The 17,187-nt window shown below is 43.9% G+C and carries 15 protein-coding genes; 8 read left to right on the forward strand and 7 right to left on the reverse strand.

What is annotated here, in order from left to right; all coding sequences use genetic code 11:
- Nucleotides 1-44 precede the first annotated feature (44 nt).
- Complete coding sequence (locus QZZ22_RS08740) at nt 45-455, reverse strand: hypothetical protein (protein WP_292464133.1); 411 nt, start codon at nt 453-455, stop codon at nt 45-47.
- A 205-nt stretch (nt 456-660) separates the two neighbouring features.
- On the opposite strand from QZZ22_RS08740, the gene QZZ22_RS08745 reads away from it, so the two are divergent.
- Together QZZ22_RS08745 and QZZ22_RS08750 are read left to right on the forward strand one after the other, a co-directional pair.
- Entirely contained in the window at nt 661-1,035 is a 375-nt protein-coding gene (locus QZZ22_RS08745; protein ID WP_292464134.1) for a potassium channel family protein, read from the forward strand.
- A 70-nt stretch (nt 1,036-1,105) separates the two neighbouring features.
- Nucleotides 1,106-1,408 carry a carboxymuconolactone decarboxylase family protein gene (locus tag QZZ22_RS08750; protein ID WP_292464135.1) on the forward strand — a complete coding sequence of 101 codons (303 nt, stop codon included), beginning with the start codon at nt 1,106-1,108 and terminating at the stop codon, nt 1,406-1,408.
- A gap of 50 nt (nt 1,409-1,458) precedes the next feature.
- Here the strand turns inward: QZZ22_RS08750 and QZZ22_RS08755 are convergent, their stop codons facing one another.
- The 3 genes from QZZ22_RS08755 to QZZ22_RS08765 all read right to left on the reverse strand — a co-directional run bounded on the left by QZZ22_RS08755 (nt 1,459) and on the right by QZZ22_RS08765 (nt 4,469).
- Nucleotides 1,459-2,568 carry a methylcobamide:CoM methyltransferase MtbA gene (locus tag QZZ22_RS08755; protein ID WP_292464136.1) on the reverse strand — a complete coding sequence of 370 codons (1,110 nt, stop codon included), beginning with the start codon at nt 2,566-2,568 and terminating at the stop codon, nt 1,459-1,461.
- A 124-nt stretch (nt 2,569-2,692) separates the two neighbouring features.
- A complete protein-coding gene (locus tag QZZ22_RS08760; protein WP_292464137.1) occupies nt 2,693-3,295 on the reverse strand; it encodes a Maf family nucleotide pyrophosphatase in 603 nt (200 codons plus the stop codon).
- 88 nt (nt 3,296-3,383) lie between these two features.
- Nucleotides 3,384-4,469 carry a hypothetical protein gene (locus tag QZZ22_RS08765; protein WP_292464138.1) on the reverse strand — a complete coding sequence of 362 codons (1,086 nt, stop codon included), beginning with the start codon at nt 4,467-4,469 and terminating at the stop codon, nt 3,384-3,386.
- Nucleotides 4,470-4,804: 335 nt separating this feature from the next.
- Here QZZ22_RS08765 and QZZ22_RS08770 point away from each other — a divergent pair, with 335 nt between their 5' ends.
- The 4 genes from QZZ22_RS08770 (at nt 4,805) to QZZ22_RS08785 (ending at nt 12,215) form a co-directional block, all read left to right on the forward strand.
- On the forward strand, nt 4,805-8,437 hold the full coding sequence (locus QZZ22_RS08770) for a methyl-accepting chemotaxis protein (protein WP_292464139.1): 3,633 nt from the start codon (nt 4,805-4,807) through the stop codon (nt 8,435-8,437).
- Nucleotides 8,438-9,312: 875 nt separating this feature from the next.
- Nucleotides 9,313-10,557, forward strand: a complete 1,245-nt coding sequence (locus QZZ22_RS08775; protein ID WP_292464140.1) for a hypothetical protein — start codon at nt 9,313-9,315, stop codon at nt 10,555-10,557.
- 719 nt (nt 10,558-11,276) lie between these two features.
- A complete protein-coding gene (locus QZZ22_RS08780) occupies nt 11,277-11,840 on the forward strand; it encodes a toll/interleukin-1 receptor domain-containing protein (protein ID WP_292464141.1) in 564 nt (187 codons plus the stop codon).
- 87 nt (nt 11,841-11,927) lie between these two features.
- Nucleotides 11,928-12,215, forward strand: a complete 288-nt coding sequence (locus tag QZZ22_RS08785) for a sugar-specific transcriptional regulator TrmB (RefSeq protein WP_292464143.1) — start codon at nt 11,928-11,930, stop codon at nt 12,213-12,215.
- A 4-nt stretch (nt 12,216-12,219) separates the two neighbouring features.
- Here the strand turns inward: QZZ22_RS08785 and QZZ22_RS08790 are convergent, their stop codons facing one another.
- Nucleotides 12,220-12,765 carry a carbonate dehydratase gene (locus QZZ22_RS08790; RefSeq protein WP_292464144.1) on the reverse strand — a complete coding sequence of 182 codons (546 nt, stop codon included), beginning with the start codon at nt 12,763-12,765 and terminating at the stop codon, nt 12,220-12,222.
- 366 nt (nt 12,766-13,131) lie between these two features.
- Between QZZ22_RS08790 and msrA the strand changes: the two genes are divergently transcribed.
- Nucleotides 13,132-13,737: a peptide-methionine (S)-S-oxide reductase MsrA gene (gene msrA / locus QZZ22_RS08795; RefSeq protein ID WP_342765095.1), complete on the forward strand. Its 606-nt coding sequence runs from the start codon at nt 13,132-13,134 to the stop codon at nt 13,735-13,737.
- Nucleotides 13,738-13,980: 243 nt separating this feature from the next.
- Nucleotides 13,981-15,237, forward strand: coding sequence for a hypothetical protein (locus QZZ22_RS08800; RefSeq protein WP_292464146.1), 1,257 nt, complete (start codon nt 13,981-13,983; stop codon nt 15,235-15,237).
- Between the two features lie 71 nt (nt 15,238-15,308).
- Here QZZ22_RS08800 and QZZ22_RS08805 read toward each other — a convergent pair whose 3' ends face one another.
- On the reverse strand, nt 15,309-15,944 hold the full coding sequence (locus tag QZZ22_RS08805; protein WP_292464148.1) for an iron-sulfur cluster assembly scaffold protein: 636 nt from the start codon (nt 15,942-15,944) through the stop codon (nt 15,309-15,311).
- Between the two features lie 44 nt (nt 15,945-15,988).
- Nucleotides 15,989-17,161 (reverse strand): cysteine desulfurase family protein, encoded by a 1,173-nt coding sequence (locus QZZ22_RS08810; RefSeq protein WP_292464149.1) that lies wholly within the window; start codon nt 17,159-17,161, stop codon nt 15,989-15,991.
- Nucleotides 17,162-17,187 lie beyond the last annotated feature (26 nt).

Raw genomic sequence — 17,187 nt, forward strand, 5'->3', positions numbered from 1 at the left:
TTTGGTACTGATAGGTGAAATATCTGATACTATGTTGAGAGGTATTAGATTCCATACAGCAACTTATCCAGCGGGCTGCCTGCCCCACTAATTACAAGCAGGTTATTTGTAACGACCAATATTCCCAGAATAGATAGAGAATGTCTCGTGATGTCCCATGTAGATGGATAATCCTGCATTTTAAGATACAGGTAGTCCAGGAAACAGAGAGTAAGAAATAGCATTTTGATCACTATAAGGCTGTAGTAGCCGTAATTGCTAAGAAAACCTGAAACGATGGAATTTGCTTCATACCCGAGTTCATTCTCAAGGGCAAATACAGTTGTTGATATATCACCTATTACATAAAAAAGGAAAATGTATCTGATGTCATGACAAAACTCCTTAATGCTCACCCGTGCATGCGACAGACACACTTTACAGTAAACCGTCTCAAATGTTGTAAACTGACCCAAATATATCTCTCCCCTTAATGATAGGAATCAGGGAAGCTTAAAACTTGAGAAACATAGTTACTGAAAAAACCTTTTTACTTGAATTATAAGCGCTTTTATATTCAGAAAATACAAATAGATATTATGGATTAAGTTAAGAGGAGGAACTGAATCTATAATCCCATTCATAGTGGCATTTATTGTCTTTCTAAGAACACTGGCACAGATGTTCAAGGAGGAGGGTTTCAGAAGTCTTTTCATACTTGTGGGAATCACCCTTGCCTTCGGGACAATAGTCTATCACAATATCGAAGGTTGGGGATGGCTGGATTCATTCTATTTCTGTGTCATTACTTTGACGACCATAGGATATGGTGACATTAGCCCTTCTACAGATCTCGGAAAAATATTCACTATCATGTACGTGTTCATGGGCTTGGGTATACTGGTTGGCTTTGTTACTGCAACAGGGGATTTTATACAGAAAAGACGGCAAAACAGAATTGCAAACCATAGCGCTCCGACACAATGGCTATTTTCACATGGAGATCAGGAAATACCTGATGAAGATGTGACCGCGCAGCCACAAGAGAAGGACTGATTGCAAGGATGATCATTTTTTGCTATAACTTTTTATGTGTTCGCTCCAATTGATTGGATGAGGAAACATCATGCAATTCCTGATAGACAGATTACCTGAAACCGCTGACGCCTTTGTTCAGATGCGTGCAACTATCTTCAAGGACAGTGCGCTTGATATTAAGACAAAAGAGATGATTGCTGTGGCCGCTTCTGTGCTGCTCAAATGCGAACGCTGCATTGAGGTCCACTCACAGAGGGCTATAGACAACGGAGCTACAAAAGATGAGCTTGCAGAGGCTATATCAGTTGCCATGTTCATATCAGCAGGCTCCACACTTCACTGGACAGATGTGTATAAAAAGGTTTTTGCGGAAGATGAGAGTAAAAAGTAAAGATAGGCAAAACCTGCCTTCCCCATAAATCTACGTAAATCAGATGGCTCCTATAGGAGTCCTTTTTCCTGGTAGTATTCGTCCCTTGCAGCCACAAAAGCCTTCAGGTTATCAAGAGGTGTCCGGGGTGCTATTCCACAGCCGGGAGCAAGGATGCCGATACCATCCTCGATACATTGTTTCGCTTCTCTTTTGATGACTTCCCGGGATTTGTATAGCAGTGTTTCCGCCGGGGATACATTACCTATCAGGCATATATCGTCACCGGCTATCTGGCTGGCATAGGCAACATCGACCTTCTCCTCGATGCTGAGTCCCTGAAAACCGGAGTCTGCCAGTGGTTCAAGAATTGCAGTGGCATCCCCGCACATGTGAAGCAGTTTCAACCCTTTCATTTTACTGGTAAGTGACTGATACACCGGAAGCACCAGTGATTCAAACAGCGGGGGAGGGAACAGGTCGGGACCGGCTTCTGAATCAATTACTATCACAGCATCTGCGCCATGATCATAGAGAGCATTTGCATATTCGGCACATATAGTTTCTCCTAGGTTCATCAGTTCCAGGAGAGCATCAGGGTCTGTTATGCACCATCTCAGGTAATTGTTTGCACCGGCAAGATAGAAGGCAGTGGCTGCAGGCCCGATCATTCCAGCTATCAACGGCACATCATCCCCTATCCTCTGTTTGATCATGTCAGTAGCTTCCAGCATTGTCCCAATCCTCCGCATATCCGGACTGCTGGCAGATATCCTTCCCATACAGTTGCTTTGGGATTCAAGTGCTGTCCTGATATTCCGGTTTTCCAGAAGGTCTTCAGAAATAGTTATTTTCTTGATATCCTCTTTTTTCTTGCAGGGGAAATCCAGCTGGTATGGTTGCGTATCAAAAGAACCCTCTGCGATAGTGCATCCAAGTGTTTCTGCGATCACTGTAGTGCAAAATGGATAGCGTACAGATTCAAAACCAGCGATCTCATAACCAGCTATAGCAAGTGTCGCCATCTGCCTGGGTTCATAATTAGCTTGCGGCCAGCTGGCACCGGATAGTTCCATAAGGTCAACAGTGCCAGTCTGGGTAACCGAACACACAGGCACTTTGTCAACCTCCTCCCTTTTTACAGAACGCACGAAACGCTCTTTCAATGTCATATCGTCCAAGATGCCATCCTCTTTATCTTTAAATATGAAGGTTCTAAATCTATATCTGTGGAATATGTTTTCATGCACGTACTTTAAGTTTGCGATAAAAGCAGGTGTATTCACGCCGGGGGAGAGGGCTTCATTACTCCGAATTACTCTTGTCCCAGAGCATGCTCTCAGCATGAATCTGTTCTAACATCCTACCCAGTCTGAACAGGGGCAGTCCCACTACATTGAAGTAATCGCCTTCTATACGTTTCACAAACAGAGCGCCTTTTCCCTGGATGGCGAACGAGCCCGCCTTTCCGAAAGGCTCTCCTGTATTAACGTAGGAATCAATCTCTCCGGCTGACAGGATTTTCATAAATACCAGAGTGGTCTCATATTCGCTGATCTCAAGACCTTTGCCGGTATCCAGCAAAGTGATTCCTGTGATGACCTTTACCTTCTGACCGCTTATTTTCTGCAGGGTTGCTTTTGCCATATTCTCAGAAGAGGGCTTGCCTAATATTTCACCAGAGCAGACCACAAAAGTATCAGCGGATATGATCAGTCCTTCCCTGAAATGCCTTGCTGCATCCTTTGCCTTTTCACGGGAATGATGGACAGCAAGCTCCTCAGGCGTAAGGCCTTCCACCGGCTCTTCTTCATAAGAGCTGCTATATACCTCAAACCGGTTGCCTAATAACTGTTCCAGCAATTCCTTCCTTCGAGGGGAGGCTGAGGCAAGTATCACTTTTCCCATGCGCTTATTTCGCGGATAAAGAATATATTCCTGCTGAATCTGTAATCTTTGAGAATGTTTACTATCTTTCTTCTAGCACATGTCAGCTTTATTGGGGAGGAGTTCGCACCGATGCAGGCGCGTCCTCATAACCTGTGCTCTTGGAATCATCAAAGATAGGTATCGTGATTTCAGGATACCACAGCTGCAGGAAGGTGAGCAGATGATATCTGAGGAATACCTGACCAGGCATGCTCACAAAGGCTATTGCGAGTATTAGGATCACCAGTTGGATGAATATCAAAGGTACTAAGACGATCCACACCACTGACGACCCCGGCCAGAGAGCTGTAAGAACTAGGTAAAGCAAGCCATTTATTACCAATGCGACCAGCACAGCTAAAATGATAACTATCAATGCCACAATTCCAACTATAATAGCTACCACAAGGCTTAGCACTATCCTTCCGATCCAGTAGAGGACTATCTGCCAGGGATCACGTCTGAGATTCCTCAGTACCATCGTGAATGCCCGGAATATATTATTTCCTGTGTAGAGGGCAACAGGTATAGAGAGGCCGATCAAGGAACTAACTACGCCGCCAACGATAGCAAGTATAAAGATCAAAGCGAACAGCAGGAGCAGGAAAATGAAGACGTTGGAAGCCGTGAAACCTGGTGCTGTCGAAGCCGGAGAATCTATGACAGCGTATATGAATGGTAAAGTTACAGCGGCGATGATGAACAACAGAATCAGGGCAAACAGTAATCGCAATAGGAAGAGCCCGAACCCTTTACTAAGATACCTGCGGGAGTATTCCCAGAACCTCACATCATTTTTCACAAGGGATTCAACTAAAACGAACTCCATTACACTTGAAATATAAGAAAACAAAAGCACCAGAAGTATGAATAATATAATCAGCACAAATGCGATCTCTAACATATTGGAAGAGAACCAGCTAAAAGCCTGCTGGAATGTATCCGTTGCGCCTCCCGGAACGTCGGGAACGGAAGATATGTCGGAATCATCAAAAGAGTAGTTGCTACCGCTTCCTCCATTGAAACCCGATCCACCTATGAGCAGGACTATTATGGCCAGCTTCATCCATTTCCAGAAATCAAAGGGCTCCAGTAAACATTCTTTTGTTCGCCCAATAGCCCTGTCAATAGCATCTGCCACATACCAGCTCATAATAAGTAATAGAGTAGGTGTCCATAAATAATTTACTATTTTGCTTAAGAGATTCGGGAATTAATTATTCTTATATATTAACATTACGCTAATCTTCATAATAGTGTCATAATAGTGTAATATTTCTATCATAATATATTTACTATAGGTCAACTCCTGCATATTTCTTTCAAAATATGCAACAAGGAGTTATAATTTTTTTATATATGGCGTTAAGTAACTTTTCGCAATTTAAAAAGAATCATGTTTTTATACAATAAAGTAAAATGTATATTTTAGTAATTATTTATTTAGTTAGCATAATAATTATTTTTATAATCAGGATGGTGTGAAATATGTTTAACGATAGAAGAAAGGTACAGGAAGAAATGATTAAAGTACTGGATGAGTTCAGGCGGGGAAATATTGAAACCCGCATGAATGAACAATCTAACCAGTTAAACAAGAAGTTAAGTGGAGACTTGAACCTCCTGCTTGATGACTATCAAAACTTAAGATCCCAGCTAGATATATTAGAAACATCCGGCAGGAAGACAATGGAAGAATCAAGAGCCAGAGTTGAAATGCTCAATGAGATACCCACACCTGTCATGGCAGTTGACAAAGAGTTCAATGTCACCTTCATGAATGCAAGCGGTGCTGCTGCTGTGAGGAAGACACCCGAAGGATGCCTGGGACAGAAATGCTACACTCTTTTTAATACTCCTCATTGTAATACTGAGAATTGCCAGGTAGCAAAAGCTATGAAAACCGGCACAGTCTGTACGGCAGATACAATCGCAAAACTGCCAGGTGGTGAGATTCCCATCCGCTATACAGGTACTTCTCTTAAAGATGTGAATGGTAATGTTATAGGCGCGCTGGAGTATGTGCTGGATATAACTGCAGAGACAAATGTTACTGCTGAAGTCCAGAAACTGGCAGAAGCTGCTGTAAACGGCAGGCTGGATACAAGGGCAGACCCGGACAAGTTCTCAGGTAATAACAGGGAGATAATTTTGGGCTTCAATGAAACCCTTGACTCGGTAATAGATCCCCTCAATGTCGCTGCCGAATATATTGACCGCATATCCAAGGGGGAGATACCTAATAGGGTCACCGATGAATACAAGGGTGATTTCAACGAGATAAAGAACAACCTTAACCAGTGTATCGATGCAATAAATGCGCTGGTCACAGATGCAAATCTGCTCTCAAAGGCTGCAGTTGAGGGTAAACTTGATACCCGTGCTGATGCTTCCAGGCATCAGGGGGACTACAAGGCAATTGTTGAAGGTGTCAATGATGCTCTTGATTCAGTGATAGGTCCACTTAACGTGGCTGCTGAATATGTTGACCGGATATCTCATGGGGAAATCCCGGAAAAAATCACTGATAATTATAATGGAGATTTCAACGAGATAAAGAACAATCTCAACCAGTGTATCGATGCAGTAAGTGCACTTGTTGGTGATGCCAATATGCTTTCCAAGGCTGCTGTTGATGGTAAACTTGATACTCGTGCTGATGCTTCCAGGCATCAGGGAGATTACAGGGCTATCGTTGAAGGCGTCAACGCCACTCTGGACGCTGTCATTGGTCCGCTTAATGTGGCTGCAGAATATGTAGACAGGATATCACATGGAGAGCTCCCCGACAAGATCACTGACAATTACAATGGTGATTTCAATGAGATCAAGAACAACCTGAATCGTTGCATAGATGCAATAAATGCACTGGTTGCTGATGCTAATATGCTTTCTAGGGCTGCGGTTGAGGGAAAGCTCGATACCCGTGCCGATGTCACCGGGCATAGGGGAGATTACAGGGCTATTGTAGAAGGTGTCAATGCTACCCTGGATGCTGTTATCGGTCCGCTCAATGTAGCTGCAGAATATGTTGACCGGATTGGGAAAGGTGAGATGCCGGACAAGATTACTGATGATTACAATGGTGATTTCAATGAGATCAAGAATAACCTCAACCAATGTATCGAGGGATTAGGTGCTCTTGTAGAGTGCAATAATGTCCTTCAGAGGCTTGCAATGAATGACTATACCCAGAAGATAGAGGGTAGCCACACCGGAATTTTCGGGGAGATAGCGAAGGCTTCAAATGAAGTGCTGGGTCATTCCATTGTGATTCAGGATACTGTAAAACAGATCTCGGTGGGCAACCTTGGAATGTTGGACACTTATAGGAAGATCCAGAGACGGTCAGAGAACGATCAACTCATGCCAGCATTCATTTCCATGATGGAGAATATAGAAGGACTTGCAGATGAATTCATGAAAATGGGTACTGCTGCAATGGAAGGCAGGCTTGAACACAGAGCTAATGCAAGTGTGTTCGAAGGCAAATATCATGAAGCTATAATGGCAGTCAATAATTCATTTGATGCTGTCATCTGCCCACTCAATGTTGCTTCTGAATACTTTGAAAGGATTTCCGTAGGCGATATACCTAAAGAGATAACAGATGTTTATTGTGGGGACTTTGACAAGATCAAGAGTAACCTCAACAGATGTATCTTTGCAATTAAAGCCTTGGTAGATGACGCTGAAATGCTGGCACTGGCAGGAGCTAGCGGCCAGTTAAGTACCCGCGCAGACACTTCTAACCATCAGGGAGATTACCGCAAGATCGTAGAAGGTGTTAACAGTTGTCTGGATGCCGTCATAGGTCCCCTGAACGAAGCTTCAAGGGTGATCACAGCTTATTCCGAAGGAGACCTGAGCACAAGAGTGACAATTAATGCAAAAGGTGACTTCAAATTATTAGGCGATACCTTAGATGGATTTGGTGATACACTGCAGAGCATTATCAATGATTCATGCCAAGTTCTGGCTTTGGTTGCATCTAATGACCTTACAAGAGCTGTGCAGGTTCATGGAGTTGGGGATTTCATACAACTTACTGATGGTGTGGAAAATTGCAGGCTTTCCTTAAATGAGGTCGTTGCCATTGTAAAAAAACAATCCGAGAATATAGCAGCAGCAGCCCAAGAAATATCAAGTTCGAGCGAGGAACTGTCAGCTACCAGCGAGCAGATAACCGGCACGGTTGGTGAGATATCTAAAGGTGCTCAGGAACAGGCCATCAAGGTCGAAGAGGTTTCCCGTACAATGAGTGATATGAGTAAAAGTGTTCAGGAAGTAGCATGCCACTCTCAGCAGGCAGCAGGGAACACTGTAGAGTCTAATAATCTCATGAAAAACCTGGGAAATATGTCTAAAGACCTGCTACTGAAAATGGATAACATAAAATCTGCAGTTGGAGAATCATCCAATGTTATCATGGAACTTGACGATAAATCAAAGCAAATAGAAGAGATTGTTAGTTTAATCACAAGCATTGCAGATCAGACAAACCTGCTGGCTCTCAACGCAGCCATCGAGGCGGCGAGGGCAGGGGAACACGGACGGGGATTTGCTGTTGTAGCAGATGAGGTGCGCAAACTTGCCGAGGACTCCGGCAACGCAGCTAAAGAAATCGCAAAACTGATCAATTACATACAAACCGGGACTCAGAACGCAGTTTCATCAATGAAAGTGGGAACTGACGAGGTTTCAATTGGTGCAGTCTCTCTTGAAAAAGCAGTCACTGAGATTGAAAAAGTAGTTGGGACAGGAGAGAATATAATGAGGATGGTGCAGGAGATAGCCGCAGCTTCAGAACAACAAGCTGCATCGATAGAAGAAGTCACCAGTTCGGTGGAAGAAGTGTCCGCCATTTCTGAGGAGACTGCCGGAAGTACTACAGAGGCTTCTGCTTCGGTTCAGGAGCAAACAGCTTCTATGAATGAACTTTCAAGATCAGCTCAGGAACTGGCTGATATAGCTTCAGATATGCAGAATGTGGTGTCTAAGTTTAGTTTGGATACAAGTCAGAGTAAAAATGCGGATACCAGAAAGGAAAGCACGAATAATAAAGGCACTGTAAAAACATTAACAAGACAAAAAGTAGACTCTAAGGGAATGCTAGCATGAGCAAGACTAGATGCAGGTGACTGTAATATCTCGTAAAAGTGGCAGCTATCAGCAGAAGTGCTGCTGCATACTTTATTTCATTTGAGCAGGTGAACTACCACCGGTTAAAACCGGTGGCTTCCTTTGTTTGGGACGCAATTCATCCACCTGTTCCATTTCATAGAAATGGAACTCCCATCAAATCGAAGATTTAATGCGAGGTTAAAACCGGAGGTCTTCTTGCTTCACGCTGATAAAACGGAATAGGTTTTAAATAATTGACAATAACCCGTACATTCCGGCAGTGCCGGAATGTATCGTACCCACGCTCATACTCCCCCACTCCCGGGAACCCACTCATCTCTTCCTGACCACTCATACCCACTATCCCCTACTAACTTACTCATAATCCATCGTTTCCCACTGAACCACCACAGTCCATCGTTTCCCACTAAACCGCTCATACTCCAATTGATGTGTGTTACTGCACGGATAAGGATAAAGTTCAATGTTTTGAGGGAAATGCTGAGGGGACGGATCTTTACCCTTATTCCATTGTGCAGTTGCATTCGTTTTTCCGTTTTACTTGTCCGGAGATCCCGGTTAAGTTACATATCGCACCTATGCTAATTGGTCATTGCAGTTTCCTGCATTGCAGATGTTATACCTGCAAAACCTACTAATCAATAATAATATATAAATATTTCTATACTCTGTTATATAATGATTGTAATCATTATGAGAACTTGACTTTACAAAGTGATCACACATTCTGCTAAAGAGGGAACTCTGCCATAATATGGATTACTTTCATTTCACGGATATGCCGTCAATCCACAGAAGTTCATTCACCCAAAAAAGAGATATCAGAACAAGTCCACAACTAGAGCATCAGTATGAAGCTAGATGAAAGGATATACGGCTCGCAGATGAGCACTTTAGAGAGGGAGCTCCTCTTCAATCGGGAGAATACCGGTTTTGTCAGATTTGATGGCAATAGCAGACGTACATTCTATCTCGATCCATCCCCATTTTTAGCATTGGACAAAAACGAGGTGTTCTATCTTATCAGTGGCAAGGCACCAGGCAAAAACGAACTTGTAAGGGTTGAGGTGGCAGACTCCGAGATAATTCACAGGGGAGGAAAGGGCAGATTCTCTAAAACGAAAGTCAATTTTGTCAAGAGCTGGGAGGCCATCGATCCTAACTCGATCTCAAAGGCCAGAAGCCTCCTGGACTTTGAAGAAGTCATTGATTACCTGAAAATGCCTTACATTGGAGATAAGGGTGTACTTGACTGTATCGGCATGGGAAGCGCCCTATACATTTCCTCTACTCCTCCATGTACCCGGCAGGTCGGAGGCATTAATGCAGCAGTGCTTGGAAAACAGAAAAACTGGAATGCGTACACCAGTTCAATGAACGCTGTGATTCCTTCAGACTTCAGAAGAGCGTCTTCAAATTATTACTATAAGCTCTCAGAGCAGGACCGGGAGTTTGAAACGGGAGCGAGAAGAGAGGTCAGCCTGTCATACCTGAATCCGGCGGTGACACCAATGCAGCTACCTGTAATACTTGATATCGAGGACGTGAAAAGCAAGAGCAAGATCAACGCATATTGTAAAGAGGATTACTCCGTGCTGAATGCGCACCTTCTTGATACCCTTTTAATGAATCCATCTATACCTGGAGATCTGGACCCGTACATCACTGAGAAGACCTACGAACTCAAGAACGACCTTCTCGACATGGGTGGACTTCCTTATAATCAGGACCTGGGTTCTTCCATCTCTCTTATGAGCCTTGCTTATGCACGGCTGCAGCATAAAACAGAATGCTCAAAAGATGATGTTAAAGAGGTTTTTGAATTCTGGGTGGATATGACCCACAATGCCAGCAGGGAGTTGTCAACTCCTGTTACACTTAATGAACTCTACAGTCTCAGGAGAAGTGAAAAAACCCTTTATACGGACCTGTGTAATGCCTTTGGCACAGATGTTGATGTGTCTTTAGAAGAGGCAAAAAAAGCGACAGCTCTAAAAGAGTCACAATTTGAGGCTGCATTAGAAAAACTCAATCTCAAGGGTTATGTGCTCCTTATGAGCAATTACCAGAGGATACGCATATTATGTAAAATATAAGGAATAATCAAATCCTTGTATATCCTTCATTATCCAATATGGAAACAAAATCTAATATATCCGGAAAGAATGATCTTTACAGCCCTTTTTTTTAGTGCTTAAGCTTAAGTGTTTAAACTTCAGTGCGCAAATGAAAGTTCAATGCCATTGAAATGAATAAGCGTTTTAGAAAATCACTCATAGTGTCATCTTCAATCGCAATGGCAAATTAACCAAGGTTTAGGTTAAATAAAAACAGGTTCTAGTATGTGTTGCGGGTCGTGGGGAAAATGAACCGCAACACGGGAGTGGATCAATTGAGAGATGTTGGGGAACATCTCGGATTCGCAAGGAGAGAGGCGCCTTAAAGCGTGGTGGTTTCCAGGCGTCTCATCCTCTATTCACAACAGGGTTGTGGATGTTGGTGGTTGAAGAGATATTGGGGAATATCTTGGATTCGTAAGGAGAGAGGCACCTTAGGGCGTGGTGGTTTTCAGGTGTCTCACCTTATCCTTTACTAGTCCTACAAAGTCAAAGCTAGTATAAAACCCATTCCCTTTAGCCGGAAGGTGTTTTCCGACAAAGAAAATAAACTGTTCTTTTCTGATGGCTTTTTACCTTAATGTCTTTTCTCATATTTCTCATCAGGATATTCTGTTTTCAAATGACGCTAATGAATAAGATATTCTTCCCGTAGTCGTGAACCTATTATATCAGTAAAGATATCATTTTATCTCTGTATGATTGACAGGATATACATTTCCTATACTGAAAATGACGAACTCCTTGCGCAGGAACTGGCGCAGGCGCTATGGGCTGTGAACCTGGAGAGTTCCTCTTCCATGTACAGTAAAGTTCTTTATATTTCCATGGCGCAACGTATCCGTTTTGGTATCAGCCATTCAGACTGCATGATAGTTATTCTAACCAGGGAGAGCGCCCTGTCACCGCGCGTCAACCAGGAAATAGGTCTGGCTGCATCAGAATGTGACAGGCTGGTTATTGTCCTTGCAGAAAAGGGTGTTGAGCTTCCCATACTAGTCCAAGATATAAAACCAATATTGTTCTCGCAGGATACCTATACGGATGCTCTGGGATACCTGATATATACTTTGAGGAACCTTACCAGATTCGAATGGCTCAGGATACAATGCCCCCATTGCGGGGAGGAAATGACCCAGTACATCACGCCGCAGGATGAAGTGGACAGGTCCCTGATGACAGGAACTCAGCTAAACACGATGTGCAACTACTGTGAAAGTGAGCTATTTCTTGATCCAAGGACATTCAAGCCTGTCCTATGATACAAATACCTTACATCGAAGTCCGCATAGCGATAAGTATTATTAATTAGAAATGATACGTCGTCTGATATTTGTGATGGAAAGAATATGGTTGAAGATTCGATAGACGAACTGCTCAGGTGGATAGTAAGTGTCGACCGCCGTGTAATATTGATGGACTACCTGAAAGAACACTCAATAGCAAAAGCATCGGATATTGCTCATCAGACTAACCGGTCTACGCAGAATATAAGTCGCGCTCTGAAAGAATATGAGGACAGGGGAATCATCGAATGCCTGACTCCCGAAAAAACAACATGGAAAAGATATGTTCTTACAGCTTACGGCAAGGCACTTATTGAAAAATGGAAGGAAAATAATTCGGATCCGTTCTAAAGCCCTATGCTTCTGTAGCAAGATTCTTGTAGCCGTTCACAAGGTTGACATTTGCCTTCACAACTGAATCCTTGAACTTCACAAGCTCAGAACTTACATCTTCAAGACATTCCACCGCATCCTGGCTGGTTATGCTCATGCCATCAGGCACTACCTTGCCGGGAGGAATCCGGACCTTGCGTACAGTCGCATTATGAAGAACAAGAGTATCATCACCTACAATACAGTCAAATACCACTGATCCGAATCCCACAAAGCAACCCTCGCCTATTACACAGGGGCCGTGCACTATGCATCCATGTGCGAGGGATGTGTTACTGTTGACTACCACATCGGAGTTGGAAAGAGAGTGAATAATAACATTATCTTGGATGTTGCAGTTGTCACCAATTATAACAGATGAGCCAGGCTCGTCTGCCCTGACGATCGCATTGTGAGCCACAAACACATTATCCCCAATAGTGACATTCCCGACAATGATGGCGGTTTCGGAAACCCATGCATTTTCACTTATCTGGGGCATCTGGTTCTGGGGGTTTGGGTATAGCATTTAGTTCACCTTCTTTAATTTACTTTATCATCAAGGCACGAGGAATCTAATCGTACGACTATTTTCTCGTACGACTATTTTCTGAGAGCTTGCTTTCTCGCACTTTTTGACTCAACGTAATGTTAATATGAGAATTTATGACAATTTATTTAAACCTGTTGATTCGAACATGCTGTTTACTCAGAAGACATCATATTTGCTTATTCAAAGTCGGGTTTGAAGATGATGGGTCCTGTAAATTATAATTAATCCATGTATAAGCAGCAACGTCAAGTCTCATGGTATTGGATGGGAAGAGACAGATATGTTTATTGCAGGTAAAACCAAAACCTTAAATCAACTCATATTGGATATAAGTGTTATACTATGTACACAAAGCGCAATCACAGTCTGTCAACAATATCTGATACTCTCATGAAGCAGGACGCTGAGATTCCTTCATTCGAGAGAGTAGATAGTACTGAGCAGAGTCTCCACGACCAGTTATTGGCTGGTGATTACGAGATAGCAACCTTTGGCGCCGGAAGTTTCTGGAGAGTCGAAGCCATATTCCGTCAGGTAGCAGGTGTTATAGGCACAGCAGTGGGTTATATTGGAGGTACGGTCGATTATCCCACATATGAGCAGGTCAGTACCGGCAAGACAGGTCACGTAGAAGCTGTACAGGTGATCTTTGACCCGGAAATCGTTCCTTACGATAAACTGCTGGAACTCTTCTGGGAACTGCATAATCCGACAGCCCCCAATAAGGACCATGAAACCCTTTCCAGCCAGTACAGGTCTATGATATTCTATCATAATGAAAGGCAGCGTAAAATAGCTGCAGATTCAAAAAAAGAAAAGCAGGATGCCGGATATTTCAAAAGGGATATCATTACTGAAATATTGCCAGCGAGCCGTTTTTACAGGGCAAAGGAATATCATCAGCAATATTATGAAAAAATGGATTCAGGCGGGCATTTCATTAAATAATCTCCTAATCTATTTCCTTCAGAGGCTATTTTACCAAACTTACCACGTTTAGCTGCAGTACTATTCTACTAAGGATTACTATAAAATCACTATTGTAAGCAATAGTCATGAAGTATGTTCAAGGCTACTATATATGTGGTGAGGTGCAAATTTAAACCACCTGATATACACGATGTGATTTAGACATCGGCGAAAGATCCGCATAAATTTCTGCGGATCGCAGGAAATAGTGGGGGAATATAATTGCCAAGTTACAAACCATTCGAAATACCTTATGATACAGAAGGTATTCCATTAGAAGACCAGTTTATGAGCTGGAATGAAATGATCAAGGCTCCTTATGATAAGAACTCTGTTGATGCGTACACCAGGACACGTATTATCCTGATGAACGGGATTGAGAATGCTTCTGTCCTTATGTCTCACTGTATGGAAAGGATGACTGAGGATCCCGAGATAAAACGTCAGATGGCCTTGATCAGGCGGGCTGATTCCCAGCAGCAGCAGACCATCAACTGGCTGAACCCGGCTGACCAGACTGTAATTGAGTCCACCCTTGGTTATGAGCAGGTGGCTGTTGATCTGACTGCGAATCTGGCCAAGAACGAGCCTGATTCATATGTCAAACAGACACTGGATTTTGCATTGCTTGAGGATTTCGATCACCTCTACAGGTACAGTTGCCTGTACGACTATCTCGAGGAAGGTGATTCTGACAACGTTGTTCAGGGCAAGACCGAGGTCAAACCAGGAAGGCCAACGGTTATCGAGCACAGACATCCTGACGACAGCATGCGCAAACACTACGATAAAGACACGGCGGACATCAAGACCAAGATGAATTATCTAACCATCGTTGCAGGTGAGCAGCAGACCGAACTCTTCTATAAGTCACATGGGTTCATGTATGCCGATGACCTCGCACGAAAGATATACGCCGAGATCGCTGAGATCGAAGAGCAGCATGTGACTCAGTACGGGTTGCTTGGGGACCCGCGGGAAACCATGCTTGAGAAGCTGACCATGATGCAGTTGTGTGAAGCTTACATCTATCACTCCTGCGCTCAGAGTGAAAAGGATCCCAGGATAAAGGATATCTGGGAAAAGTTCACGCGTATGGAAATGACCCAGTTCCAGGCCTGCGCTAAACTCCTTGAGAGATATGAGGGCAGGGACATCAGAGATGTCGTGAAGGCTGATGTGATTAAGCCACTTGTCATCTTTGAACCCAACAAGGAATACGTCAACGACGTCATTGAAAAGCAGTTGGACCTGTCGCCCCACAACATGGAGTTCAAGAGGATTCGTGATCTTCCTGATAGCTGGTCCAGTTTTAGCTACCAGAGCAAGGTAAACAAAGGAGGCGTCCCCAGCGAAGATGTTGTGAGCAAGGCAAAAAGCGAACTGGCTCAGAAGGATCAGGCTGAGAAGATCAAACAGGTCAAGCAGGAAATGGCACAGAGAATCCAGAAGGGCCTGTCCGGCACAAAGACATTTTAAGCTGGCACGGGGGTTCTAAGTCCCCCTTATCCTTTAATTTAGTTTAGCCAAAAAAGTGAAAGTGATCGCCTTTACTCAGTAAAGACGACCTTTACCTCATTGACATCCCAGAGGGATTCTATCTTTTCTATTATATCTTCTTTTATGGCCGCGGCGAACTGGTGGTTGGAGGGCAGGTCAAGCAGTATCCTGACAGACCCTTCCTTTACATCTATTTTTGTTACCAGTTCGGTCCTGATAATATCCAGCCCTGCCATAGGATTCATAACATGCTTAAGCCGGCTTCTGACCACAATCTCCGTGGTGGGCTCCTTTGCGCTTACAAGTCCGTGCTTCTCCTCATAATCGCGTATCGCAGACCTGAGACCTTCAACGGCAAGCACTGAACAGTGGGCTTTGACCGGAGGGAGTCCTCCAAGTTCTTCGGTGGCTTCTTTCCAGGTTATCTTCTTTGCTTCTTCTACGGTCTTGCCTTTGGCCAGTTCGGTGATTATTGAAGCTGTAGCGATATTAGATGCACATCCGTATGATTCGAACTTCACGTCATCTATGACCTTGGTTTCCGGATTGACCTGTAAGTAAACTGCAACCATGTCACCACAGGCCGGACTGCCTTCCAAACCCTTGCCATCCGGATTCTCCATTTTTCCTACATTTCTTGGGTTTTTGAAATGCTCAAGAACTTTCTCACTGTATGGGAACTTCATTGTATTACCTCGATGTATAACTTCAAATTGGCTTTCAAGCAATTTCACTTATTTTTCTCATAAAGCGGGCTGATAGCCCTGAGTCGTGCCACTATCTCTTTTACAGCATCTATTATGCTGTCAACGTCTTCCATGGTGTTATACCTGCCAAAGGTAAAACGCAGGGAACCGTGCGCTCTTTCATGGTTTCCGCCTATGCCCATGATCACATGGCTTGCTTCAAGTGACCGACTGAAGCATGCTGAGCCTGTGCTCACTGCAAATCCTCTCATGTCCAGATGCAATGTCATTGACTCACCTTCAACATAATGGAAAGTTATGTTCGCGTTCTGCGGTACACGCTGATGCCTGCTGCCATTGAGTATCACATGGGGCACTTCTTCTTCGGCTCTCTTTATCGTATGGTCCCTCAGCGACGCAAGGAATTTATTTTCCTCCGGTGTCACAAGCTCCACTGCCTTTGCAAAACCAACAGCTCCAGGGATGTTCTCAAGTCCTGCACGACGATTGGATTCCTGGAATCCTCCATCCATCCACTTGTGAATGGGTGTGCCCTCCCTGATATACAATGCTCCGACGCCCCTTGGGCCGTGAATGGTATGTGCTGACATCGTTACAAGGTCAACTGGTATCTTGCTGACATCGATAGGCACTCTGGTGAAACTATGGGTCGCATCCGTATGCAGCAGCACATCCTTCTCTTTACATATCTCCGCAATTGCCTTGAGATCCTGGAGAGTTCCAATCTCCTGGTTGGCATGCTGTATGGAAACAAGGGTGGTGTTCTCGTTGATGGCGCTTTCCAGCTCTTCCAGGTTAAGCACACCTTCGGGACTCACACTAATATAATCTGCCTTGTAACCTTGTTTTTCCAGGGCTCTGGCAGTATTGAGCACCGGGAAATCCTCGATCTTAGAGACAATTATGTGGTTGCCCTTCTTCTTTGCGAGGGCAGAGACGACCCCTTTGATTGCCATATTGCTTGATTCTGTTTCACCGGAAGTTAGCACGATCTCATCCGGAGTTGCCCCCAGGGATGAAGCTATCGTTGCACGTGCATCCTCAAGCCCTTCCTTGGCATCGATACCCATAGAATAACCGAACTCTGAAGTGGCTACTGCATAAGTATCAAAGTAGTATGGCTTCATAGCATCCAGCACCCTTTCATCAAGGCGGGTACTGGCAGCGTTATCAAGATAAACTGTCTTATCCAACATTTAACCTCCAACAACTAAATATTAAC

The organism is Methanolobus sp. (genome assembly GCF_016278365.1).
Classification (GTDB): Archaea; Halobacteriota; Methanosarcinia; order Methanosarcinales; family Methanosarcinaceae; genus Methanolobus.